This is a genomic window from Bacillus chungangensis, from assembly GCF_030812995.1.
Lineage (GTDB): Bacteria > Bacillota > Bacilli > Bacillales > Bacillaceae_C > Bacillus_CF > Bacillus_CF chungangensis.
This window is the reverse complement of record NZ_JAUSTT010000004.1, coordinates 118535-141019: the sequence shown is the minus strand read 5'-3', so window position 1 is coordinate 141019 and position 22485 is coordinate 118535. Positions and strand designations below refer to the sequence as shown.

At 38.5% G+C, this 22485-nt stretch carries 25 protein-coding genes; 23 read left to right on the top strand and 2 right to left on the bottom strand.

The genetic code is table 11. The annotated features are described in order from the left end of the window. Nucleotides 1-21 precede the first annotated feature (21 nt). Together J2S08_RS04900 and J2S08_RS04895 are read right to left on the bottom strand one after the other, a co-directional pair. Nucleotides 22-387 carry an SA1362 family protein gene (locus tag J2S08_RS04900; protein ID WP_307227203.1) on the bottom strand — a complete coding sequence of 122 codons (366 nt, stop codon included), beginning with the start codon at nucleotides 385-387 and terminating at the stop codon, nucleotides 22-24. 535 nt (nucleotides 388-922) lie between these two features. Beyond that, nucleotides 923-1864: a DUF1385 domain-containing protein gene (locus tag J2S08_RS04895; protein WP_307227201.1), complete on the bottom strand. Its 942-nt coding sequence runs from the start codon at nucleotides 1862-1864 to the stop codon at nucleotides 923-925. Between the two features lie 235 nt (nucleotides 1865-2099). On the opposite strand from J2S08_RS04895, the gene J2S08_RS04890 reads away from it, so the two are divergent. From J2S08_RS04890 to J2S08_RS04780, 23 genes are all read left to right on the top strand, one after another. Continuing rightward, nucleotides 2100-2591 carry a YqhR family membrane protein gene (locus J2S08_RS04890; protein WP_307227200.1) on the top strand — a complete coding sequence of 164 codons (492 nt, stop codon included), beginning with the start codon at nucleotides 2100-2102 and terminating at the stop codon, nucleotides 2589-2591. Between the two features lie 430 nt (nucleotides 2592-3021). Then, nucleotides 3022-3477, top strand: a complete 456-nt coding sequence (aroQ, locus tag J2S08_RS04885) for a type II 3-dehydroquinate dehydratase (RefSeq protein WP_307227198.1) — start codon at nucleotides 3022-3024, stop codon at nucleotides 3475-3477. After that, entirely contained in the window at nucleotides 3470-4531 is a 1062-nt protein-coding gene (locus J2S08_RS04880; protein WP_307227196.1) for a M24 family metallopeptidase, read from the top strand. Before aroQ ends, J2S08_RS04880 begins: the two co-directional genes overlap by 8 nt. Before the next feature lie 224 nt (nucleotides 4532-4755). Then, nucleotides 4756-5313, top strand: coding sequence for an elongation factor P (gene efp, locus J2S08_RS04875; RefSeq protein ID WP_307227194.1), 558 nt, complete (start codon nucleotides 4756-4758; stop codon nucleotides 5311-5313). 399 nt (nucleotides 5314-5712) lie between these two features. After that, entirely contained in the window at nucleotides 5713-6636 is a 924-nt protein-coding gene (gene spoIIIAA / locus J2S08_RS04870; protein ID WP_307227192.1) for a stage III sporulation protein AA, read from the top strand. Continuing rightward, complete coding sequence (gene spoIIIAB / locus J2S08_RS04865; protein WP_307227190.1) at nucleotides 6637-7152, top strand: stage III sporulation protein SpoIIIAB; 516 nt, start codon at nucleotides 6637-6639, stop codon at nucleotides 7150-7152. 18 nt (nucleotides 7153-7170) lie between these two features. Next, nucleotides 7171-7374 (top strand): stage III sporulation protein AC, encoded by a 204-nt coding sequence (gene spoIIIAC, locus J2S08_RS04860; protein WP_307227188.1) that lies wholly within the window; start codon nucleotides 7171-7173, stop codon nucleotides 7372-7374. 22 nt (nucleotides 7375-7396) lie between these two features. Beyond that, nucleotides 7397-7780 carry a stage III sporulation protein AD gene (gene spoIIIAD / locus J2S08_RS04855; protein WP_307227346.1) on the top strand — a complete coding sequence of 128 codons (384 nt, stop codon included), beginning with the start codon at nucleotides 7397-7399 and terminating at the stop codon, nucleotides 7778-7780. 22 nt (nucleotides 7781-7802) lie between these two features. Next, nucleotides 7803-8990 carry a stage III sporulation protein AE gene (spoIIIAE, locus tag J2S08_RS04850; protein WP_370875629.1) on the top strand — a complete coding sequence of 396 codons (1188 nt, stop codon included), beginning with the start codon at nucleotides 7803-7805 and terminating at the stop codon, nucleotides 8988-8990. 33 nt (nucleotides 8991-9023) lie between these two features. Continuing rightward, nucleotides 9024-9626, top strand: coding sequence for a stage III sporulation protein AF (spoIIIAF, locus tag J2S08_RS04845; protein ID WP_307227184.1), 603 nt, complete (start codon nucleotides 9024-9026; stop codon nucleotides 9624-9626). Nucleotides 9627-9635: 9 nt separating this feature from the next. Beyond that, on the top strand, nucleotides 9636-10271 hold the full coding sequence (gene spoIIIAG, locus J2S08_RS04840; protein WP_307227182.1) for a stage III sporulation protein AG: 636 nt from the start codon (nucleotides 9636-9638) through the stop codon (nucleotides 10269-10271). Nucleotides 10272-10287: 16 nt separating this feature from the next. After that, nucleotides 10288-10842: a SpoIIIAH-like family protein gene (locus tag J2S08_RS04835; RefSeq protein WP_307227180.1), complete on the top strand. Its 555-nt coding sequence runs from the start codon at nucleotides 10288-10290 to the stop codon at nucleotides 10840-10842. A gap of 545 nt (nucleotides 10843-11387) precedes the next feature. Continuing rightward, a complete protein-coding gene (gene accB / locus J2S08_RS04830) occupies nucleotides 11388-11885 on the top strand; it encodes an acetyl-CoA carboxylase biotin carboxyl carrier protein (RefSeq protein ID WP_307227179.1) in 498 nt (165 codons plus the stop codon). A 13-nt stretch (nucleotides 11886-11898) separates the two neighbouring features. Next, complete coding sequence (accC, locus tag J2S08_RS04825) at nucleotides 11899-13248, top strand: acetyl-CoA carboxylase biotin carboxylase subunit (protein ID WP_307227177.1); 1350 nt, start codon at nucleotides 11899-11901, stop codon at nucleotides 13246-13248. A gap of 26 nt (nucleotides 13249-13274) precedes the next feature. Beyond that, on the top strand, nucleotides 13275-13682 hold the full coding sequence (locus J2S08_RS04820; protein ID WP_307227175.1) for an Asp23/Gls24 family envelope stress response protein: 408 nt from the start codon (nucleotides 13275-13277) through the stop codon (nucleotides 13680-13682). A gap of 735 nt (nucleotides 13683-14417) precedes the next feature. Next, nucleotides 14418-14816 carry a transcription antitermination factor NusB gene (gene nusB / locus J2S08_RS04815; protein WP_307227173.1) on the top strand — a complete coding sequence of 133 codons (399 nt, stop codon included), beginning with the start codon at nucleotides 14418-14420 and terminating at the stop codon, nucleotides 14814-14816. Between the two features lie 49 nt (nucleotides 14817-14865). Then, the gene (folD, locus tag J2S08_RS04810) at nucleotides 14866-15723 is read left to right on the top strand and encodes a bifunctional methylenetetrahydrofolate dehydrogenase/methenyltetrahydrofolate cyclohydrolase FolD (RefSeq protein WP_307227171.1); all 858 of its coding nucleotides are present in this window, start codon (nucleotides 14866-14868) and stop codon (nucleotides 15721-15723) included. A gap of 193 nt (nucleotides 15724-15916) precedes the next feature. After that, nucleotides 15917-17272: an exodeoxyribonuclease VII large subunit gene (xseA, locus tag J2S08_RS04805; protein WP_307227169.1), complete on the top strand. Its 1356-nt coding sequence runs from the start codon at nucleotides 15917-15919 to the stop codon at nucleotides 17270-17272. Then, the gene (xseB, locus tag J2S08_RS04800; protein WP_307227167.1) at nucleotides 17265-17489 is read left to right on the top strand and encodes an exodeoxyribonuclease VII small subunit; all 225 of its coding nucleotides are present in this window, start codon (nucleotides 17265-17267) and stop codon (nucleotides 17487-17489) included. The genes xseA and xseB overlap by 8 nt, the downstream gene beginning before the upstream one ends. A 3-nt stretch (nucleotides 17490-17492) precedes the next feature. Next, on the top strand, nucleotides 17493-18380 hold the full coding sequence (locus J2S08_RS04795; RefSeq protein ID WP_307227165.1) for a polyprenyl synthetase family protein: 888 nt from the start codon (nucleotides 17493-17495) through the stop codon (nucleotides 18378-18380). Nucleotides 18381-19092: 712 nt separating this feature from the next. Beyond that, on the top strand, nucleotides 19093-19713 hold the full coding sequence (locus tag J2S08_RS04790) for a CNNM domain-containing protein (protein ID WP_307227163.1): 621 nt from the start codon (nucleotides 19093-19095) through the stop codon (nucleotides 19711-19713). Between the two features lie 11 nt (nucleotides 19714-19724). Then, the gene (dxs, locus tag J2S08_RS04785) at nucleotides 19725-21617 is read left to right on the top strand and encodes a 1-deoxy-D-xylulose-5-phosphate synthase (RefSeq protein ID WP_307227162.1); all 1893 of its coding nucleotides are present in this window, start codon (nucleotides 19725-19727) and stop codon (nucleotides 21615-21617) included. 4 nt (nucleotides 21618-21621) lie between these two features. Beyond that, nucleotides 21622-22446 carry a TlyA family RNA methyltransferase gene (locus tag J2S08_RS04780; RefSeq protein ID WP_307227160.1) on the top strand — a complete coding sequence of 275 codons (825 nt, stop codon included), beginning with the start codon at nucleotides 21622-21624 and terminating at the stop codon, nucleotides 22444-22446. Nucleotides 22447-22485: the final 39 nt, after the last annotated feature.

The following is a 22485-nucleotide window of genomic DNA, read 5'->3' as shown; positions in this document are numbered from 1 at the left end:
GAATTGTCTTTTTAGTCAAACTTAAAAAATAGCACGATTTTTTTTCTTGTCTTTTTTTCCTTTTTTTCCCTCGATTACGGTAAGGTGAGCGTTTGATTTTTTACGAAATGTCTTCTTTCTTGCAGATATAGCAGTTGACGATTTTGCATTTTTTTTCTTTTTGAACCGTTTTTTTGATTGACGAGCAGCTTTTGCAAAGGCATTCTGATTACTATGATGGTTTGACTTTCTTGTAAAAAATCGGAAGAGAAAAAAGATCCCAGCTATAAATAAGAGGACAAACAAAATTTGCATCAACAACCCCATAGGATTTGTGAGCAACCGAGCAACGATGCCTATAACTGCAAAAAGAACAATAGCGCCGACTACCCAATTTCGTGCTTTCATGAAAGCCACCTCCTTATGAGCATCATGAGCATATTTCTCTGTCTTTAAACCCTTTCACCAAAAAATAAACGAAGCAACAGACAATAATAATCAGCAGGGATTTAACTCCCCTCATTTATCCCACATCTAACTGGCAGTAAGACCCCCACCTCAAGAGTAAGAGGGATCGAAGAAGTCTAGGTGGGGGATAACTGCCAGTAAATGTCCGATTGGTTCAACTAACCATGAGTGGGGGATGAGAGAAAACCCCCACTCATGGAAGTTTCACTTTATCGTACATTTAACTAGCTATACGTTTTCCACCTCAAGAAGTAGAAGAAGTTAAGGTGGGGATTCAGCAGCAATATATCGACGAAGAAAAAGCGGTTTCCTTTTGGGAGGAAGTTGCAATCTTAATCTTCGTCATTGTTCTGCTCTTATCTAGAGAGGTGAAATCCCTTCATATGGAAGGTTCACTTTATTCATATAATTGAAAGCAGCTGCAATATAGTGAGTAAAAAATACTTAAATGCCATAGCAATCTTCACAAGCCTTTTTAGGAACAGGCGTTTTCACTATTCTTTTGCTGCTCATTCTCTAATCTTATTAATTCATGAAAAGAAGCGATTGCGACCTCTACTTGATCATTTCTCGGTTCTTTTGTTGTAATTAGCTGAAGCCAAAGCCCTGGATAACCTAAAAATTTAAGAATTGGGATCTCACGGAGTTTATTCGTAAGCTGTAATACTTCAAAGGAAATTCCAAGTACGACAGGAATTAAGGCAAGCCTGTTCAGGACTCGAACCCATAATGGATCGGTAGGAACTAGTAGATAGATAAAAACGCCGACGATAACAGTAAATAAAATAAAGCTGCTCCCACATCGATAATGAAGGCGAGATTGTGCCTGTACATTTTCCACTGTTAATTCGAGATTATTTTCGTAGGCATTAATCACCTTGTGTTCGGCTCCATGATATTGAAACACCCGCTTAATAATCGGGGTCAATGAGATAAAATAGATGTAACTTAATAACAAGATCAATTTAAACAAGCCTTCAAGCATAATTTGAGAAAAGTCGCCAGGAAACCATGATTTTAGTGCTGCTGCTAAAAACACTGGTATGAGTGTAAAGATGAATTTGCTAAATAAAAATGAAAGTACTCCTAGAACAGCGACTCCGAAAATTAATGTCAGCTTTGAAACTGGTTCGTGCTCTAATTTCTCGTCATCTTTTGGATCAAGATCATAGCGCTCTGTTGAGAAATTTAAGTGTTGTGAACCATTTGCACTTGCTTCAATGATGGCAACAATTCCTCGTAAAAAAGGGATTTTTTTCAGTTTTTGTAAAAATGGCCGCTGTTTCCTGGGCAAATGATAATACTCAATGGATTGATCTTTGCGGCGAATAGCTGTAACAGTTTGCGTTCTTCCGCCAAACATAACACCTTCAACTACCGCTTGACCACCATATACTGGTTTTTCGTTCGTTTTCATCCTTTCACCAACCTACTATATTATTAGCCTGACACGATCTGAAAATGTTACATGAAATTTTTCAATCACGGGAGCAATTTTTTTCTGATCATTAGCTTTCTCCTTTCATTTTACTAGAAAAAGCCTTACGTGCATAGACGTAAGTGATGAAGCTGTTAAAGATTGTATTGTCGGATATACTAATTGGAAATAATGTTTATATGGTATCTGAAAAAATGCTTAAGGGGCGAAGATAATGTCAACTGAAAAAGACGAACAACAGCAGTCAACTAACAGATATCTTTTCTTTTTCACGATTGCAATTGGTGCAATAGGAGGGATATTTTGGAGTGCAGTAGCCTTTATTAGCTATTACTTTCATTTTATTTCCATATCTCCTGCTATTATTCTGACTCCCTTTGCAGGAAAGTGGCATAATAGCTGGCTGGGAGTTTTCGGTTCTATCGTGATCTATGGAGGCATTTCTATTCTGGTATCGCTTGTGTATTATGCCGTGCTTCGCAAAAGAATGTCTATTTGGGCAAGCCTCTTGTTTGGCTTCGCTTTAAGCATTATTGCTATTTTTATATTAAGCGCAATAGATCCTAAGTTCCAGCCTGTATCTCGTTCATCTTTTGATACACTTAGCACGATTGTTTGTTTATATGTGCTATATGGGGTTTTTATTGGCACCTCTATCTCATACGAAGCGCAGCAGGTTCAATATCGTGAAGTTAAAAATGAATGATTACGCTGCTGCATCTTCCTAACCGTCTAGGACTGCAAGATTTTATAAAAAACAATGATACAATTCCATAAAAGAAGATAGAGAAAATATAACATCATGCACCATGGAAGCAAATACCATCTACATTTTAAATTTTAGCTTTCTATATTTATTCGATAATAAATGCATCATGATATCCATGTCAAAAAACCTTCACTAAAAGTAGTTGATGCTCTATAATAAAGAGGCATCATTACAGCGGAATTTGCAGCAGCTCCATGCACATCCCCGCTCGTGAAGTTAGGAAAACATCTATAGCGGCTACTTATAGAGATTGTTCAAAAAGTTCACTAAGTTATACCTCATAATCGTCTTTTTTTGAATAAGTTAATATGAAGTTAGTCGATGGAAAGAAGAGTCTTATTATTTCATGTAGATAGGTGCGAACAAGATGAAGAAAATATATGTTTTAAATGGCCCGAACTTAAACCTGCTCGGAAAAAGGGAACCGCATGTGTATGGGCAAGCCAGTTTACAAGACTTAATACAAGGGCTGGAAAAATGTGCAAAGGAATTAGGAATAGTGATTTCTTCTTATCAATCGAATCATGAAGGAGATATTATTGATAGGCTTCATGAGGCTAATGAAAAGAAGTATGAAGGCGTCATCTTGAATCCAGGTGCGTTTACCCATTACAGCTATGCGATTCGAGATGCGATTGCAGGAATTGATATACCAGTAGTGGAGATCCATCTTTCTAATGTGCATGCTCGAGAATCATTTCGCCGCGAATCGGTTACGGCGCCAGTCTCCATTGGTCAAATTTCTGGTTTCGGATTTTATGGGTATCATATGGCACTTCACGCATTACTAGAAAGGATAAAGGGGGAACAAATACATGAGTAAATTAGACGCATTACGCAATACATTTCAAAAGCACGGAATTGATGGTTTGCTCGTAGCGAGTCCTTACAATCGCCGGTACATAACGAATTTTACAGGATCAGCAGGTATTGCACTTATTACAGAAGAAAATGCTTTGTTTATAACAGATTTTCGTTATACAGATCAAGCATCGAAGCAAGCGGAGGGCTTTGAGATCGTTCAGCATACACTTCCTATCCATAAAGAAGCTGCAAAGCAAGCGCAAAGACTAGGTATTAAAAAACTTGGCTTTGAGCAGGACTATATGGCTTTTGCGACTTTTAAAGCATATGAAGAAGTAATGCAAGCTGAGCTTATTCCCGTTTCTAATATAGTCGAAGAATTACGCTTGATTAAGAGCCAAGCGGAGATTAAAATATTAAAGGTGGCAGCAGATATAGCTGATGCGGCTTTCAAACATATATTAGACTTTATCAAACCTGGTTTAACAGAACTGGAAGTATCTAATGAGCTTGAATTCTTTATGAGGAAAGCTGGAGCTTCTTCTTCATCCTTTGACATCATTGTTGCGTCTGGGGAAAGATCGGCGCTTCCACACGGAGTAGCGAGTGAGAAGGTTATTGAAAAAGGCGATATGGTTACAATGGATTACGGAGCGCTTTATAATGGCTATATCTCTGATATAACGAGAACTGTAGCAGTCGGGGAGCCGGCGCCAAAACTAAAAGAGATTTATAACGTTGTGCTGGAAGCACAGTTAAAAGGAGTAGCTGAAATCAAGCCAGGCATGACAGGGAAGGAAGCGGATGCCATTTCACGCAACTATATTGCTGAAAAGGGATATGGTGATTACTTTGGCCATTCCTTAGGTCATGGTATTGGTTTGGAAGTACATGAAGCTCCCAGCCTATCATATAGATCGGAAACAATATTGCAGCCTGGAATGGCTGTAACGGTAGAACCGGGCATCTATATTCAAGGTTTAGGCGGAGTGAGAATTGAGGATGATATGATCATCACTCAAGATGGAAATGAGCTGCTTACCCACTCTACTAAAGATCTCATTATTCTGTGAGTCTTTGTGTTCAGAAAAACGCAGAAGCTGGCATCATATTGAACTTGCAAAGGGTCGAGGCAAAAATGAACGACAGGTTGATTAAAACCGTTATCTGAATTCGAACTTCAAGCAGTCTCTTTGTGGGATTATGCTAGTGAAATTTAATTCGAATGTAGAATCAAAATGATAAGCAATGCTTAGACAAATCTTAAGTATAGACAGCTGCAATAGGAGGAAACACAATGATTTCTGTAAATGATTTTCGTACTGGTTTAACAATTGAAATGGATGGCGGGATTTGGCGAGTAATGGAATTCCAACATGTAAAGCCGGGGAAAGGCGCAGCATTTGTACGTTCGAAACTGCGCAACCTTCGTAATGGCGCCATTCAAGAAAAGACGTTCCGTGCTGGAGAAAAAGTTGGAAAAGCTCAAATTGACAATCGTAAAATGCAATATTTGTATGCAAATGGTGATCAACATGTGTTTATGGATAATGAGAACTATGAGCAAATAGAATTAAGTGCTGAACAGATTGAATATGAATTAAAGTTTTTGAAAGAAAACATGGAAGTGCATATTATCATGTATCAGGGAGAAACGATTGGCATCGAGCTTCCAAATACAGTAGTTTTAGAAGTAACAGCTACAGAACCAGGCATTAAAGGTGACACTGCTTCAGGAGGCTCTAAGCCTGCTACAGTTGAAACCGGCTTAAATCTACAAGTTCCATTTTTTGTAAATGAAGGGGATAAGCTTGTTATTAATACATCCGATGGATCATATGTTTCTCGAGCGTAAATGAAACTGATTCTTGTTCAGCTTCTGTTTAATAGAGAGGTTCTCCTGTAGATATCGTCATTTATAAGCAATTTTAGTAAATATTTCTTTTGAAGACTGATACGTCAACGTATCAGTCTTTTTTTTATCCCACATCTAACTGGCAGTAAGACTCCCACCTCAATAGTTAGAGTAATCGAGAAGTCTAGGTGGGAGATAACTGAAAGTCAAATGTCCGATTGGTTCAACTAACCATCAGTGGGGGATGAGGGAAAACCCCCACTGATGGAAGTTTCACTTTATAAAAGTAATGGCAGGTAGGATTTTAAGACTGGATGGAAATAGCTGAGAAGTCATGCATAAATTACTTTCATCCGAATACATTTAATTATGGATAACCTGTCCGAAGGGGGAAGTGTCATGGAGACAGTCTTGGCATATTTACCGAGTGGCATTGCTGATAAAATAAGGGAGTTTCCCGAATATTTAGCGAAAGAAATAGAAGAAATTCGTTTAAGAGTTGACCGTCCGCTTGAAATATTCACGAAAGGAAAAGCTTATTTCTCTCCATACTTCGTCACTCAGCTAGATGCAGAACAATTTATTCACAATCTTGCTAATCACTCGTTTTATACGTTAGAAGAAGAACTGAAAAAAGGTTATATAACGATTGCTGGCGGACATCGTGTTGGACTAGCAGGAAGGGTGATTTTAGAGAAAGGCGAGGTAAAGGCACTTAGGGACTTTTCCTCCTTTAATATTCGGATTGCCAAAGAAAAAATTGGCGTTGCTAATCCTTTTATTACTTATCTTATAGATACGAGATGGCTGCATACGATGATTATAGGAGCTCCACAGACAGGAAAAACGACCTTTTTGCGCGATCTCGCACGTTTAATTTCAACTGGAGTACCAGAAAGAAACATTCCACCACAAAAAGTAGGAATTGTAGATGAGCGGTCTGAAATTTGCGGTTGTGTACGTGGAGTTCCACAGCTTCAATTTGGCCCAAGATTAGATGTACTCGATGCTTGTCCTAAGGCGGAGGGAATGATGATGCTTATTCGTTCTATGAGCCCAGATGTTCTAATAGTTGATGAAGTTGGCCGCCGAGAAGACAGTGAAGCGATTATGGAAGCTGTTCATGCTGGCATCACACTTGTAATGACGACCCATGGCGATTCGTACGAAGACATTCGAAAAAGGCCGATCTTAAATGATATTCTTCACCATCATGTTTTTGATCGTTTTATCGAATTATCCCGCACAAATGGGAAAAACACGATTAAAACGATTCGAAATAAAGATGGAATCATGATGAACAGAATGCTTGGTGTTACATAAATGTTGAAAATGATTGGGAGCATCCTCATCATACTTGCGACAACGTGGGCAGGATTCGAATCGTCCAAGCATTTAAGCGAAAGACCGAGACAGCTTCGTTTATTAAGGACGGCATTGCGTGCATTAGACGCCGAAATTATGTATGGACATACCCCGCTTCATGAAGCAGCACAAAAACTCGGAGCTCAAATACCAAAGCCATTGTCATGGTTCTTCACTTCTTTTTCGAAAAAACTTTGCAAAAGCAACACAACTGTAAAAAAATCTTGGGATGAAAGTCTTCAAGAAACATGGCATTTAACTGCGTTCAATAAAACAGATCAAGAAATTTTAATACAATTTGGAAATACGTTGGGAAAACATGATCGTTTGACACAGCAAAAACAAATTCAATTAACGTTGACACATATAGAAAGAGAAGAAACGGAAGCGCGTGATAAACAACAGCGCTATGAAAAGATGTTAAAAAGCTTAGGAGTGCTATCAGGTTTTTTACTAGTTATTTTGCTTTTGTAGCTCAAGGAGGGTTTCGAGATGGGAATAGACGTCGATGTCATTTTTAAAATAGCTGGGATTGGAATTGTTGTGGCGTTTTTACACACCATTTTAGACCAGATGGGAAAAAAAGAGTATGCACAATGGGTCACCCTCTTTGGATTTATCTATATCTTGTTTATGGTTGCATCTATCGTCGGTGATTTATTTCAAAAAATAAAATCTGTTTTTTTGCTTCAATAGGAGGTGGAATCATATTGAAATCATTCAGATAGTAGGCATTTCACTAGTGGCTGCCTTTTTGGCAATGATTTTAAAAGAACAAAAGCCGAATTTTGCGTTTTTATTGGTGCTCTTTGTAAGTACAATGATATTCATTTTTTTAGTAGATCATATTCTAGCGATTATTCAGATGATCAACAAAATTGCGTCCAATACGAAAGTGAATATGGTTTATATGGAAACAATCTTAAAAATTATTGGCATTGCTTATATCACAGAATTTGCTTCCCATCTCACAAAAGACGCTGGAGAGTCAGCGTTAGCAGCGAAATTAGAATTTGCTGGGAAGATTGTGATTTTAGCAATGGCGATTCCTATTTTAACAGTTTTGATTGAAACGATATTAAAGATGATTCCAAACGGCTAAAGCCAGTGCCAATGAGGTGAAAATGTTGGATCGGAAAGCCTTCATAATCGCGATGATGATCTATTTATTTACAACAGCTGCAGTAGTACAAGCTGCTCCACAATCCAATGATAATCATTTACAGGATCAAATAGTAGAGCAACAGTTAGAAAAAATGGGATTAGATGATATAAGGCATTTTTGGAACCAAGTTATCGATGAATATGGAGGATTTTTGCCAGATATTCAACAAGATCATTTTCAAGATTTTCTACAAGTAAAGCAGAAATTATCCTTTACGAACTGGTTAAAGGGCATATTCAAATTTGCTTTTCAAGAAGTGCTTTTAAATGGAAAAATTCTTGTCTCTTTAGTGATATTAACGATTTTAAGCATGCTGCTGCAATCGCTTCATCATACATTTGAACAAGGAATGGTTAGTAAAATTGCATATAGTATTGTTTTTATGGTACTGATGATTATTTGCTTAAATAGTTTTCAATTAGCAATATCTTATACAAAAACTGCTATTGAAACGATGACTAGCTTCATTTTAGCTTTGCTTCCCTTGTTGCTTGCTTTGATCGCGTCTTCTGGAGGCGTTGCATCAGCAGCATTTTTTCATCCAGTAACTGTTTTTTTAATGACAACCAACGGTCTATTCGTTCAAAAATTGATCTTGCCGCTTTTATTTTTAGCGGCATTGCTCAGTATTGTCAGTACATTATCAGAGCATCACAAAATGAGTCAATTAGCTTCCTTATTAAGAAATTGGAGCATCGGTTTGCTTGGGATCTTGATGACGGTGTTTTTAGCTGTCATTTCGGTGCAAGGGGCTTCAGCAGCTGTCGCTGATGGGATTACGATTCGAACCGCAAAATTCGTAACTGGAAATTTCGTTCCAGTAGTAGGGAGAATGTTCACTGATGCTGCCGATACTGTCATCAGCGCTTCTTTACTCTTAAAAAATACACTTGGAATTGCAGGGATGGGGATACTAGTCATGATTGCCATATTTCCAGCAATGAAAGTATTAGTAATGGCATTCATGTATAAACTAGCAGCAGGCCTTTTGCAACCTCTTGGCGATGGGCCAGTGATTGCTTGTTTAGATACGATAGCAAAAAGTATGGTTTTTGTGTTCGCAGCCTTAGCAATTGTTTGTTTTATGTTTTTTCTCTGCATCACAATTATGATTGTTTCGGGGAATATCGTCATGATGATGCGTTAACAGATGATTTTATAAAGGAAGGGGGAGAATGTGATGTCTTATTTCACAGAATGGATCATGCAAATCATTATTTTCTTATTGTTTATGACGATTATCGAGATGCTTTTACCTAGCGGAACAACGAAAAAATATACGAAGGTTATTATGAGTCTACTATTAATATCACTTATTCTCTCCCCTCTGTACACTTTTTTTACGAGCGATGTAGAGAAGATATTGTCAGATATCTACCAAAGTGAGAGAAGCTCCCAAAATGCTGAAGTAGAAAAAACATTTGAAATGAAGAAAAAAGAAATACAAGCTTCATTACGTGCATATACATTAGAACAACTGAGTGTCCAAATGAATGAACTAGTAGAGGAGGAGTTGATTGCACAATTTAATTTGAAAATCGATGAAATAGATATTGAGATAGAGGGTGATTTAGTAGCTGTAGATCAGATTGCAGCAATCACTGTCTATCTTCGTGAGGTGGAAGAAGATGGCTTGATCGCTCCGGTAGCATTAGTCAACATCAGTCCTTCTCTTGAAAAAAATCGTCAATCACTAGCGGAAGAAAAACAAGTTGCACAAGTACTAGCAGATCAATGGGAAGTATCAGAACAGATTATTGATGTTCTGATCGAGGGAGGATGATGAAGTACAATGGCGGACAAACGAAATTGGCTTCACCAGCTGAAAACGAAGCTGATGCCTAATAATAAAAAAAATCAAAAAGTAAGATATTTTTTGATTTTATTGCTAGTAGGCATCATGTTCATGCTCCTTAACGACTTTCTCCTTAAGGATCAAAAAGAAGAAGATACAGCCATTGTTTCAAAACAAATTGTTGAACAAGAAGAAATAGAAACTTTTCGAGAAAAGACAGATAAGAAATGGACGATTCAGGATTACGAAGAAAAATTTGAAAATCAATTAAAAACTGCCCTTGAGGATATTACAGGTGTTGGTGAGGTTACTGTTCTAGTGAATGTTGAAGCAACAGAGCGGAAGGTGTATGAAAGCAATGCAGTTTTAAAAAACCAAATTACAAGCGAAACCGACAAACAAGGAGGGAAACGGACAGTAGAAGATCAATCAAAAGATGATCAGCTTGTTATTGTAAGAGATGGAGATAAGGAGATTCCAATTATTTCAGAAACACGAAAGCCAGACATCAAAGGTGTACTTATTGTGGCAAAAGGAGCGGAAGATATACAAGTAAAGAAGTGGATTATCGAAGCAGTGACGAGAGTATTGGATGTTCCAAGTCATAAAGTTTCAGTAGTACCAAAAAAGTAAAAGGAGGATCACTATAATGTTGCTAAAAAAACAAACAGTTTGGCTATTAACGATGCTCAGCCTTATCGTCGTTTTATCCGTTTATTATGTGATGCAAGATCCCGATGAAACGGCTGACGTAGCAATGGATCAAAAAGAAGACAAGCAATTAGAAGAGGATGCTGCTGTTGAAGGGGAGAATGATGAAGTAATTACCGAACATGTTGGAGATGATGCGTTTGAAGCAATGCGTCTAGAGATAAATGATGAACGAAGCAAGATGAAGTCAGATTTAACTGACCAAGTAGCTTCGTCTGAGCTGTCGACCAAGGAAAAAATGGATGTGTATGATAAAATTCAAAACTTACAAGAAACAGCAATGAAAGAACGTCTTCTTGAAAAAATGATCATTGCATTAGGCTATGAAGATGCATTGGTTAGAGCAGATGGATCTAAGGTAAGAATTTCCGTAAAAACGGTTGAAAAGGAGCATGATAAAGCAGCCGCTAACGATATCATTCGCCTTGTTCAAGATGAAATTGGCGATATGCAAGTTGGGACTGTAGAGTTTCAAGCAGCAGCTAAACAGTGAGATGATGCCCAAACTATATACTCTTACCTATTCGACTTTGAAGATGGTGTTAAATGACAACTATCTATTATACGTTAATAGAGAGTTGTTTTTTTTATCCTACATAACGATTTTAAAGATGAGAGGTAGGGAGAGTGAGATTTTTCGCAGTTCTAATCTTATATAAAGATAATTATCTTTCGAGGATAACGTAGATGCAGTGCTTTGTTTCTTTTAAAAAATAGGTGACATCAAAGAATTGGAACTCACTCCATTAGATAAGAAAGATAAAAAGTAATTCATAACTCGTTTTCTTTTAAAAAGAGAAATAAAAAATTTACTTTGTTTTTTTCAAAATGTTTCATACCGATCATTGAATTTACGCTAATTTTTATCGTATGATAGGGATAGGTGTAATGGTGAAAAGCAGGAGAGCATCTGTTTCATCCATTGTCCGCGTTTTTGGATATAAATTTGAAAGGCTTAAGGTGATCAGGAGCAGGAGTGCAACGCTTCTTTTTACGTAAGCGGATGGAAAATTGGAGAAAATGAAGGAGTGTCACACGATGTTTAAAATCCAAGAGATTCGTGAATTAATAAAGCTTGTTGACCAATCGAGCATCGATGAGTTTTGCTATGAATTTGAAAATGCTAAAATTAAATTGAAAAAAAATAAAGAAACAACTGCTGTACAACAAACGCTGCTGGAAACAGATGTCGTGAAGACGATTCCTGTCGTGCAAGAAACAAAGCAGGCAGAAGTAAAGGAAGGACCTGCTGCTCCAGAAAAAGCAGTTCAGCCAGTTGCTGCAGAAGAAGCAACTTTACATAAAATCGTTTCTCCGATGGTTGGTACTTTTTATCAATCTCCTTCGCCGGAAAGTTCACCCTATGTGGCTGTTGGTTCAAAAGTATCTAATGAGACCATCGTTTGTATTGTCGAAGCGATGAAATTATTTAACGAAATTGAGGCAGATACCGAAGGAGAAATCGTGGAAATTCTCGTAAAAGATGGTGAACTAGTAGAATATGGACAACCATTGTTCTTGGTGAAGCCTAATTAAGGAGTGAATATCCATGATTGAAAAAATATTAATTGCCAACCGGGGGGAAATTGCAGTCCGAGTGATTCGAGCCGCAAAAGAAATGGGAATTGAAACGGTTGCAATTTACTCTGAAGCGGACAAGGATGCCCTTCATGTCCAACTTGCAGATGAAGCATATTGTGTTGGGCCGACCGCTTCAAAAGATAGCTATTTAAATGTCACAAATATTATTAGTGTTGCAAAACTGACTGACTGTGACGCAATCCATCCAGGGTATGGCTTTTTAGCTGAAAATGCAGCGTTTGCTGATCTTTGTAAAGAATGCAATATTACTTTTATCGGTCCTAGTGCAGAAGCAATTGCAAAAATGGGGACAAAGGATGTTGCTAGAGAAACAATGAAAGAAGCTGGCGTCCCTATCGTACCTGGATCACAGGGAATTGTGAAAAGCCATGAGGACGCTATCGAGGTAGCGAATGAAATCGGCTATCCAGTTATTATTAAAGCGACTGCTGGGGGCGGCGGTAAAGGCATTCGGGTTGCAAGATCTGAAGAAGAGCTAATAAAAGGGATTAAAATTACCCAACAGGAAGCAGCCACTGCTTTTGGTAATCCTGGCGTTTATTTAGAAAAATACATTGAAGATTTTCGACATGTTGAAATCCAAGTGCTTGCTGATCAGGATGGAAATGTTATTCACTTAGGGGAGCGAGATTGTTCGATTCAACGTCGATTGCAAAAGCTATTAGAAGAAACCCCTTCTCCTGCTATTGATTCTGAGACTCGAGAGAAAATGGGAGCTGCAGCGGTTCAAGCTGCAAAGGCAGTTCAATATACAGGGGCAGGTACGATTGAGTTTATTTATGATGTTCACCAACGGGCATTTTATTTTATGGAAATGAATACGAGAATTCAAGTCGAGCATCCTGTAACAGAGATGGTTACTGGCATTGATTTAATTAAGGAGCAAATTAAGGTGGCTTCTGGTGAGCCATTATCATTAAAACAGGAAGACATTAAATTTGAAGGCTGGTCCATTGAATGCCGTATTAATGCAGAAAATCCTGTGAAAAACTTTATGCCATCTCCTGGGGAAATTAAGATGTATCTAGCACCAGGCGGACTGGGAATCCGTATTGATTCAGCAGCTTATCCTGGCTACAAGATACCACCATTTTATGACTCGATGATTGCAAAAGTTATCTCCCATGGCAAGACGCGTGAAGAAGCAATCGCAAAAATGCATAGAGCATTGAGTGAATTTGTGATTGAAGGCGTTCATACGACCATTCCGTTTCATTTAAAGTTGATTCAACATGAATCGTTTAGAAATGGGAATTTTAATACAAAATTCCTTGAAGAAAATGATGTAATGAAGTAAATCCGATACTTACGGAGGTGTATGTGATGGCAGAAATGAATCAAATGTTAAAAATGGAGCAAGGAAAAAATAGCTTAGGTAAGATAGAAATTGCTCCAGAAGTTATCGAGGTAATTGCAGGCATTGCAGCTTCTGAAGTCGAAGGCGTTGCACAAATGCGAGGGAATTTTGCTACTGGCGTTGTCGAACGTCTTGGCAAAAAGAATCATGGAAAAGGCGTAAAAGTTGACTTAACAGAAGGAGGAATTATTCTCGATATTTACTGTTTAATGATTTTTGGCGTCTCCATTCCACATGTAGCGAAAAAAATGCAAGACAACATTAGGCAAGCATTGTTGAATATGACCGCATTGGAAGTAGAAGAGGTCAATATTCATATCGTCGGTGTCCAGTTTGAACATGCTAAATCTGAGCCTGCTCATGATTCAGAATAGCGTGAGCTCCTTACAATAGGGAAAGCTTACTAGTAAAAAGCATAATTAAAACGATGCACACGAGCGGCTCACATCGATGAACCCGAGCAATTCGGAAACTAACAAGCGAGTCTCTTACATGCAGTAAAACGCTAAGTAGGAGTTGCCGCCTGTTAGATGTTAGGATGAAAACCTCCAACAGGCCAAAGGGCAGAACACCTTTGGCTTTTCCTATTGCGAGTTGCCTCTTGTTCAATATTTTATAAAATAAAGCTGTTTTAACTGGGCTTCCGAAAAGAATTCTCCCACTTCTAAATGGGGAAGGGCTTAGCCCAATGAAAGTTGGGAGATGAATTTTCGATTGTATTTTCTCTAGGGGCGGGGACTGCCCTTATAGCTTGGTAAATATAGATAGCTAACAAAAGTATCTAGTTCCCAAGAAGCTCCCACTTCAATCAGAACGTAAAGTCGATAAGTTCACGAAGGGGAATAACGTATCATATGGTATGATTTATGTGGTGCAGATTTGCGCTTTTCATCAAGTGAACAAAGGCTAAACTGGCCAACTTATTGGACATAGCGTTCGCTTCGAAGCTAAGTTCATCCAAGAAGTTGGATTTCTCTAACTTACAAGCGTTCATTTTTGAAGCACTGCTCCCCCTGCTAAGGTTGCTACGAACAAAAAATAGGATTACAGTCAGCACCTTACGAAAGTAGTTGTGAAATAATCATGGAATAAAAGGAGTAAAAAGAAGGATGAAGAGACGAACAGCACGCGAAAAAGCTTTACAAGCTTTATTTCAAATTGATTTTAATGAGGTCATGCCAGATGAAGCGATTACAAATATATTAGAAGGTCAGGAAATACACCCTTATTTAAAACAGCTTGTGCATGGTGTGGAAGAAAATAAAGAGGATATCGATGAGCTGATTCGTCAGCACTTAGAAAATTGGAAGATCGAACGTTTAGCAAAGGTTGATCTAACTATTTTAAGAATTGCTGTATTTGAACTGCAATTTTTAAATGATATTCCTAAAAATGTCGTTCTTAATGAAGCAATTGAAATAGCCAAACGATTTGGTGATGAGCAATCCAGCAAATTTATCAACGGAGTGCTATCAAAAATGAATGTTTCCGGCTCATTTGACGATTGATAGAAGAGACATTTTTCATAAATGAACAAATATTTTGGGGAGGATGAATATGACAGCTTATTTAATGGATGGTAAAAAACTTGCACAAAAACTTCGTGAAAGCATGAAAAAGGAAGTAGCTATGTTAAAAGAACAAGGGATAACACCTGGACTTGCTGTGATTCTTATCGGCAACAATCCTGCTTCTCGTACATACGTCAATTCCAAGCAGAAAAGCTGCAAAGCATTAGGGATGAATTCACTGCTCATTGAGTTTCCAGATACAATTTCAGAAGAAACAGTTCTAGACAAAATTAAGGAATTAAATGATGATCATTCTATTCATGGAATTTTAGTCCAATTGCCGCTTCCAGTTCATATTTCAGATATGAAGGTTATTGACACGATTGTACCTGAAAAAGATGTGGATGGCTTTCATCCGATTAATATCGGCAAAATGATGACAGGACAAGATGCATTTCTGCCTTGTACACCATATGGCATTATGGAGCTTCTACATGATAGCGGCATTTCTATAGAAGGAAAGCATGCGGTCGTTGTTGGAAGAAGTAATATCGTTGGTAAACCGATCGGACAACTTTTATTGAATGAACACGCGACCGTGACTTATTGTCATTCTCGCACAAAAGAATTAACTACTTATACAAAACAAGCCGATATTTTGATCGCTGCAATTGGGAAAGCAAACTTCATTACTGCTTCTCATATAAAAGAAGGAGCTATCGTGATCGATGTCGGGATCAACCGCGATGAAACAGGAGCACTATGTGGAGACGTTGATTTTGAACAAGTAAAAGATAAAGCATCTTACATAACGCCGGTTCCTGGTGGAGTTGGGCCAATGACCATTACGATGCTCTTACATAATACGCTGCAATCAGCAAAGAATCAGCTGCAGCATTCATAATAGAAATATCACCGAATTAGGGTAAGTACAAGGCGGCTCAAGCTGTAAACAAGAAAAGGAATGCTTGCTTGATACTTCTAATTGATCCCATATTTAATTGGCAGAAAGCTCCCAGCCTTAAGTGATAAAGGAATTGAAAAAGTCTCATTGGTTCTAGGTATAATTGAGGTCATTCTTTTAAAGGGTGTGGATTATGTCAAACGGAAAATACCTTACAGTGAAAGCTTTAACAAAATATATTAGTCGAAAATTTACTGCTGATCCTTATTTAGCAAATATTTATGTAAAGGGTGAAATATCTAACTTTAAAGAACATACGAGTGGACATATGTATTTCACCCTAAAGGACAGCAACGCGCGTATAATGGCAGTGATGTTTTCATCTGCTAATAAAGGACTCCCCTTCAAGCCGGAGAATGGGATGAATGTATTAGTTTGCGGCAGTATATCTGTTTATGAAGCAAGTGGACAATACCAGCTCTACGTAAAAAACATGGAACCTGATGGACTTGGAGCTTTGTTTGTTGCTTATGAGCAACTAAAAGAAAAATTGGGGAAAATGGGTTTATTTGATCCAGATAAAAAACAAGCCATTCCACCTTATCCAGAAACAATAGGGGTGATTACATCGCCAACTGGAGCCGCAATTCGTGATATTATTACGACGATTAAAAGAAGATACCCAATGGGGAAAATTCTTGTTTTTCCAGCTCTCGTACAAGGAGAACGTGCAGCAGACTCTATTAAATGTGCTATTGAAAATGCAAACGAAGGAAGGAAAGCGGACGTTCTAATTGTAGGACGAGGCGGGGGATCAATTGAAGAATTATGGGCATTCAATGAAGAATTGGTCGCATTTGCGATCCATCATTCAAAGATTCCTATTATTTCAGCTGTCGGACATGAGACAGATTTCACAATTGCTGATTTTGTTGCTGATTTGCGGGCTCCGACTCCAACAGCAGCAGCTGAGTTGGCTGTTCCGCATTTAGATGAACTCCTTGAACGACTTCTGAACAGGAAATCAAGGCTTGTCAGAAGTATTGGAGAAAAAGTAAGAATTGAGCGGAAAAGGCTTCATTTTATCGAACAATCCTATATATTTCGTAATCCACATAAGCTTTACGAACAAAAAATGGAAAATCTAGATAAGCTAACGGAAAAACTTCGGCGCGAACAAGTTTTTTTATATCAGAAAGCAACTGATTCATTCATGAATCTTGAAAAAAGATTAAAAAGAAGGCATCCGACAGAAAAACTAATGACAAGTAAGGAAAAATGCGAGCAATTAAAAAAAGCGCTTTATCAGCAGTTTGCCATTACTTTACGGCAAAAACAGCAAGATTTTGCTAAAACAGTGGCTACATTAGAAGCGCTAAGTCCATTAAGAATCATGGAACGAGGCTTTTCTCTAGCATATGCAGCAGATGGAACGATCTTAAAAAGCATCAAACAAGTGAAACAACAAGATGCAATTGAACTGGAATTAAGCGATGGCAAATTATTTTGTACGGTAGATCAAACGGAGGAAGGGAGAACCAATGGCTAAGGAGCTTACTTTTGAACAAGCAATGGAGAAGCTGGAAGTGATTGTGGAAAGGTTGGAAGAGGGAGATGTACCTTTAGAAGAAGCATTGCATATTTACAAACAAGGCATCGAGCTTTCAAAAATATGCCATGATAAATTAAAAGTAGTGGAAGAGCAGCTGACAAAAGTGATAACAGAAGATGGTGAAGAGCCGTTTCAGATGCAAGAGGGGGATTAAGCCATGAGTCACGCAACGTTAGATGCTTTTATGAAATCTTATAAACAGCGATTAGAGGAGGATATGCGATTAGCTGTGTCGCAGTTAAATGCTCCATCTATTATAAAGGAAGCAATGGATTACTCTCTTCAAGCCGGTGGAAAAAGAATCAGGCCTATTCTCTTATTTGCTACCATCCAGGCTTTTCAACGTGATCCCGTTATCGGGATGCCGATTGCAGCGGCGCTGGAAATGATCCATACTTATTCGCTTATTCACGATGATTTGCCAAGCATGGATAATGATGACTTTCGGCGCGGCAAGCTGACAAACCATAAAGTATTTGGTGAAGCATTTGCTATTCTGGCCGGCGATGCCCTGCTTACTTTTGGATTCCAACGAATAGCGGAAGCAACTGATCTTGATGCCGAACAAAAAGTCAGGTTAATTGCATTTCTTGCCAAGCATGCTGGTCCTGAGGGTATGGTTGGCGGTCAAACTGCTGACATTCAAGGAGAAAATAAGCAGCTGACTTTTGAAGAAATGGAATACATTCATCTCCATAAGACAGGAAAACTCTTAACGTTTGCTGTGTTAGCTGGGGCAATTATTTGTGAAGCGAGCAAACAGCAATTTCAATTATTTGAAACATTTGCTACACATTTAGGTCTAGCTTTTCAGATTCGCGATGATATTTTAGACATTGAAGGCGATCAAATGAAACTTGGAAAACCAGTGGGAAGCGATACTGGCAATCAAAAAAGCACCTATCCTGCTTTACTTACTTTAGATGGCGCCAAGAAACATCTTAATAAGCATTTAAAGGCAGCAAAGCAATCGCTTCAGAAAACAGAATTAAATACTGAGCTGCTGATGGAATTAACAGATTTGATTGGCGCACGAGACCACTAGCATGCATCGTAAACGTATGTTATAATAAGATTGAAAAACGCTATAGGATGGTGCAGTATTCTAGTCAATCTACCGGTTCTGAAGGTGGGGCTAAAAATCCACTAAAGGGCACATCGATGAAGTTTCTTGTTTTGGCTTGAGGCGCCCAGCCTTGGGTCAAAGCTGGGAGTAAGGAGTAAGGGCGATCCACAATGGCATGTGGGCGTTGACCCTTTCTCCGCGGAGGTTCTGTTTTCAATATCGAAAACGGAATATAACCTGTGATGTGAGCGGAAACGCCGCTAGCAGCGTAGCCTGCCTTGAGTGAAGTTTGAGAGGATTATGGTAAAAAAGAGCTTATTGGTTGGCCATTGATAGGTTCTTTTACGCCCATATGAAATCAGCTTTGCAAAAGAGGCTAGGAGCTTGGTTAAAGATTGTTGAGGAAATCTCCTAGACTGTTCTATCGGACATATAAAGAGGGTTAGAGTACGGACTAAGTGGTAATCCAGTCTAGCTTATGGCGACAAGGCTAATGTGGATTTAAAGGGAAACCGCCGCGGTGGCGACACTCGGTATCTACTTGGGAAAACCTACTGGACCTAAGCCGTAATGTTTACTTTTTATATGACCATCCATTTAAGTTATATCATGACGGGCAGTAAATCATTCACTGCCCTTAACTGCATTTTCCTGTATACATAAAAAAAGAAAATGGTGAATAATTTAATAAATGAAAGATTTTATAAAAAACTCAATAAAATGGAGTGTCAGCATTGCCGTTATCACTTTTGTGTTAGCGGCTCTTTTTTCCATTGCCTCTAATAGCATCTTGAACGGTGCATCTTGGTCATTTGGATTACTTGTTGTGTTATTTATCGTGCTAATTGGTATTTTTTTTGATATGCTTGGCATTGCGTCAACTGCGGCTGACGAAAAACCTTTTCATTCCATGGCTGCCAAAAAAGTATATGGAGCAAAGTATGCTATTCGAATTATTCGTAATGCTGACCGTTTTGCTTCCTTCTGTAATGATGTGATCGGGGATATATCGGGGATTATTAGTGGGACAGCTGCTACACTTGTAATTATTCAATTAGCACATAGCTACCAGATTGGCAACGGTACCATTTTAGAATATGGATTAAACGTGGCGCTCGCAAGTTTAATTGCCGCTGTGACAGTTGGAGGAAAAGCTTTTGGGAAGTCATTTGCCATTCGATATGCTCGTTCCATTATATTTCTCGTAGGAAAAGTATTGCAATTTCTTGAGGAAAAATGTCATATCGTTATAATTAAAGAAAAAAGACGCAAAAATAAAAAAGCGTTGAAAGTAACTAAGAAACGAAAGTGAGTTGTCCAAATTTGGATATTTTATCAATAAAAGATCCTTCCTTTTTGAAGAAAATGCCCATCTCAGAATTGAAGGAATTAAGTGATGATATTCGATGTTTTTTAATTGAGACACTATCCAAAACAGGCGGACATATAGGTCCGAATTTAGGCGTAGTCGAATTAACGATTGCTTTGCATAAAATTTTTGACAGTCCGAAAGATAAAATTCTTTGGGATGTTGGGCATCAATCCTATGTACACAAAATTTTAACAGGGCGCGCCAGCCAATTTGATACGTTAAGACAATATGAAGGTTTATGCGGCTTTCCTAAAATGCGTGAAAGCAACCATGATGTTTGGGAAACTGGTCATAGTTCGACATCGCTGTCAGCTGCAATGGGGATGGCAATTGCCCGTGATTTAAAAAAAGAGGACTCTTTTATTATCCCGGTTATTGGTGATGGTGCATTGACAGGCGGCATGGCACTGGAAGCTTTAAACCATATCGGAGATGAACAAAAAGATATTATTGTCGTTCTTAATGACAATGAGATGTCTATTGCCCCTAATGTCGGAGCACTTCATAACATACTTGGAAGGCTGAGAACAGCGGGGAAATACCAGTGGGTAAAAGATGAGCTGGAATACTTAGTAAAGAAGATTCCAGCGGTTGGCGGAAAATTAGCTGCTACAGCAGAACGAGTAAAAGACAGCTTAAAATACTTAGTTGTTTCAGGTGTTTTTTTTGAAGAGCTTGGTTTTACGTATCTTGGACCAGTTGATGGCCATTGTTATGAATCGTTGCTGGAGAATTTAAAATATGCACGTAAAACAAAAGGCCCTGTATTGCTGCATGTTATTACAAAAAAAGGAAAAGGCTATCATCCTGCTGAGAGAGACACGATTGGTACTTGGCATGGTACAGGCCCATATAAAATTGAAACCGGCGATATCATCAAACCTGTCGGAGGACCGCCTGCATGGAGTTCATTAGTAAGTGAAACAGTACGAAAAATGGCTCGAGAGGACGAACGAATTGTTGCTATAACACCAGCGATGCCAGTTGGCTCCAAGCTTGAAAAGTTTGCTGAAGAATTTCCAGATCGAATGTATGACGTTGGAATAGCAGAACAACATGCAGCTACAATGGCAGCTGGTTTGGCAACACAGCAGATGAAGCCATTTTTAGCTATATACTCCACTTTTCTACAAAGGGCGTATGATCAAGTTGTTCACGATATTTGCCGACCTAATCTAAATGTTTTTATTGGCATTGACAGAGCTGGATTAGTTGGTGCTGATGGCGAGACGCATCAAGGAGTATTTGATATTGCGTTTTTACGGCATTTGCCAAATATGACACTGATGATGCCGAAAGATGAAAATGAAGGCCAGCACATGGTGTACACTGCTTTGCAATATGACGAAGGTCCGATTGCTATGCGCTTTCCGCGTGGAAACGGCTTAGGCGTTCCTTTGGACGAAAAGTTAGAAAAAATTCCTATTGGTTCTTGGGAAGTGCTGCGAGAAGGCAAGGACACTTGTATTTTAACCTTCGGCACAACGATTCCAATGGCTTTGGAAGCGGCAGAATGCTTAGAAAAGCTAGGAATTTCAGTGAAAGTTATCAATGCCCGCTTTTTAAAGCCGCTTGATGAAGATATGCTCCAACAAATCATTGAAGCAACAATGCCGATACTAACTGTTGAAGAAGCTGTTTTACAAGGTGGATTTGGAAGTGCAGTACTTGAATATGCTTCAAAACATCATTATTACCACCCAGTCATTGATCGGCTCGGCATTCCTGATACCTTTATCGAACATGGAAAAGTAGAAAAATTGCTGGAAGATATCGGATTAACGACAGAAGGTATTGTGAAACGGGTGCAGGCAATTACACCAAAAAAACAAAAAAGGGCTTAAGAACATGAAAATAGACAAACAGCGCCTCGATCTTCTGCTAGTAGAACGAGGTTTAAGTGAAACGAGAGAAAAAGCAAAACGGGCGATTATGGCTGGACTTGTTTTTTCAAATGAAAACCGCCTCGATAAACCTGGTGAAAAGGTAAAGATAGATATTCCTTTGACGATAAAAGGAAAAACACTGCCTTATGTCAGCCGTGGCGGTCTAAAGTTAGAAAAAGCATTAAACGTATTTAAAATAGATATGAAAGAGCGGATTTTACTTGATATTGGTGCATCTACTGGCGGCTTTACTGATTGTGCTTTGCAAAACGGTGCAAAATTGTCCTACGCACTTGATGTCGGCTACAATCAATTAGCATGGAAGCTGCGCAATGATTCACGTGTCATTGTCATGGAAAGAACAAATTTTCGCTATGTAAAGCCAAGTGATCTTACGAATGAACAGCCAAATATTGCGACGATCGATGTCTCTTTTATTTCTCTTAAGCTTATCTTTCCACCACTAAAAGCATTGCTAATGCCCAATAGTGATATTATCGCTTTAGTCAAGCCTCAGTTTGAAGCTGGCAAAGATCAAGTTGGCAAAAAAGGGATTGTTCGAGATGCGAAGATCCATGAATTGGTACTTACAAATGTCATTGAGTTGGCATTAAAAGAAGGGTATTCTTTTCAGAACCTCTCCTATTCGCCTATCACAGGTGGAGAAGGCAACATTGAATTTTTACTTCATCTTCAATGGTTCGGGACAAGTCACTTGGATACAATGGAGCAGCTTAGTAACGTAATAAAAACAGTCGTAGCAGAAGCACATCAAAGTTTTAAATAATAATTTATGAGCGGAGAAGAGGAAAAAAAGCATCTTTTC

What these genes read in the sequence shown, in the direction of transcription:
- J2S08_RS04790 (WP_307227163.1), top strand. Translation starts at nt 19,093, where the DNA reads ATGAAAGATTTTATAAAAAACTCAATAAAATGGAGTGTCAGCATTGCC.
- J2S08_RS04900 (WP_307227203.1), bottom strand. Translation starts at nt 387, where the DNA reads ATGAAAGCACGAAATTGGGTAGTCGGCGCTATTGTTCTTTTTGCAGTT.
- spoIIIAA (WP_307227192.1), top strand. Translation starts at nt 5,713, where the DNA reads ATGGAGACAGTCTTGGCATATTTACCGAGTGGCATTGCTGATAAAATA.
- J2S08_RS04895 (WP_307227201.1), bottom strand. Translation starts at nt 1,864, where the DNA reads ATGAAAACGAACGAAAAACCAGTATATGGTGGTCAAGCGGTAGTTGAA.
- nusB (WP_307227173.1), top strand. Translation starts at nt 14,418, where the DNA reads ATGAAGAGACGAACAGCACGCGAAAAAGCTTTACAAGCTTTATTTCAA.
- efp (WP_307227194.1), top strand. Translation starts at nt 4,756, where the DNA reads ATGATTTCTGTAAATGATTTTCGTACTGGTTTAACAATTGAAATGGAT.
- spoIIIAF (WP_307227184.1), top strand. Translation starts at nt 9,024, where the DNA reads ATGTCTTATTTCACAGAATGGATCATGCAAATCATTATTTTCTTATTG.
- xseB (WP_307227167.1), top strand. Translation starts at nt 17,265, where the DNA reads ATGGCTAAGGAGCTTACTTTTGAACAAGCAATGGAGAAGCTGGAAGTG.
- J2S08_RS04890 (WP_307227200.1), top strand. Translation starts at nt 2,100, where the DNA reads ATGTCAACTGAAAAAGACGAACAACAGCAGTCAACTAACAGATATCTT.
- spoIIIAB (WP_307227190.1), top strand. Translation starts at nt 6,637, where the DNA reads ATGTTGAAAATGATTGGGAGCATCCTCATCATACTTGCGACAACGTGG.
- spoIIIAC (WP_307227188.1), top strand. Translation starts at nt 7,171, where the DNA reads ATGGGAATAGACGTCGATGTCATTTTTAAAATAGCTGGGATTGGAATT.
- xseA (WP_307227169.1), top strand. Translation starts at nt 15,917, where the DNA reads ATGTCAAACGGAAAATACCTTACAGTGAAAGCTTTAACAAAATATATT.
- spoIIIAE (WP_370875629.1), top strand. Translation starts at nt 7,803, where the DNA reads ATGTTGGATCGGAAAGCCTTCATAATCGCGATGATGATCTATTTATTT.
- accC (WP_307227177.1), top strand. Translation starts at nt 11,899, where the DNA reads ATGATTGAAAAAATATTAATTGCCAACCGGGGGGAAATTGCAGTCCGA.
- spoIIIAG (WP_307227182.1), top strand. Translation starts at nt 9,636, where the DNA reads ATGGCGGACAAACGAAATTGGCTTCACCAGCTGAAAACGAAGCTGATG.
- folD (WP_307227171.1), top strand. Translation starts at nt 14,866, where the DNA reads ATGACAGCTTATTTAATGGATGGTAAAAAACTTGCACAAAAACTTCGT.
- J2S08_RS04780 (WP_307227160.1), top strand. Translation starts at nt 21,622, where the DNA reads ATGAAAATAGACAAACAGCGCCTCGATCTTCTGCTAGTAGAACGAGGT.
- J2S08_RS04835 (WP_307227180.1), top strand. Translation starts at nt 10,288, where the DNA reads ATGTTGCTAAAAAAACAAACAGTTTGGCTATTAACGATGCTCAGCCTT.
- J2S08_RS04820 (WP_307227175.1), top strand. Translation starts at nt 13,275, where the DNA reads ATGGCAGAAATGAATCAAATGTTAAAAATGGAGCAAGGAAAAAATAGC.
- accB (WP_307227179.1), top strand. Translation starts at nt 11,388, where the DNA reads ATGTTTAAAATCCAAGAGATTCGTGAATTAATAAAGCTTGTTGACCAA.
- J2S08_RS04795 (WP_307227165.1), top strand. Translation starts at nt 17,493, where the DNA reads ATGAGTCACGCAACGTTAGATGCTTTTATGAAATCTTATAAACAGCGA.
- J2S08_RS04880 (WP_307227196.1), top strand. Translation starts at nt 3,470, where the DNA reads ATGAGTAAATTAGACGCATTACGCAATACATTTCAAAAGCACGGAATT.
- aroQ (WP_307227198.1), top strand. Translation starts at nt 3,022, where the DNA reads ATGAAGAAAATATATGTTTTAAATGGCCCGAACTTAAACCTGCTCGGA.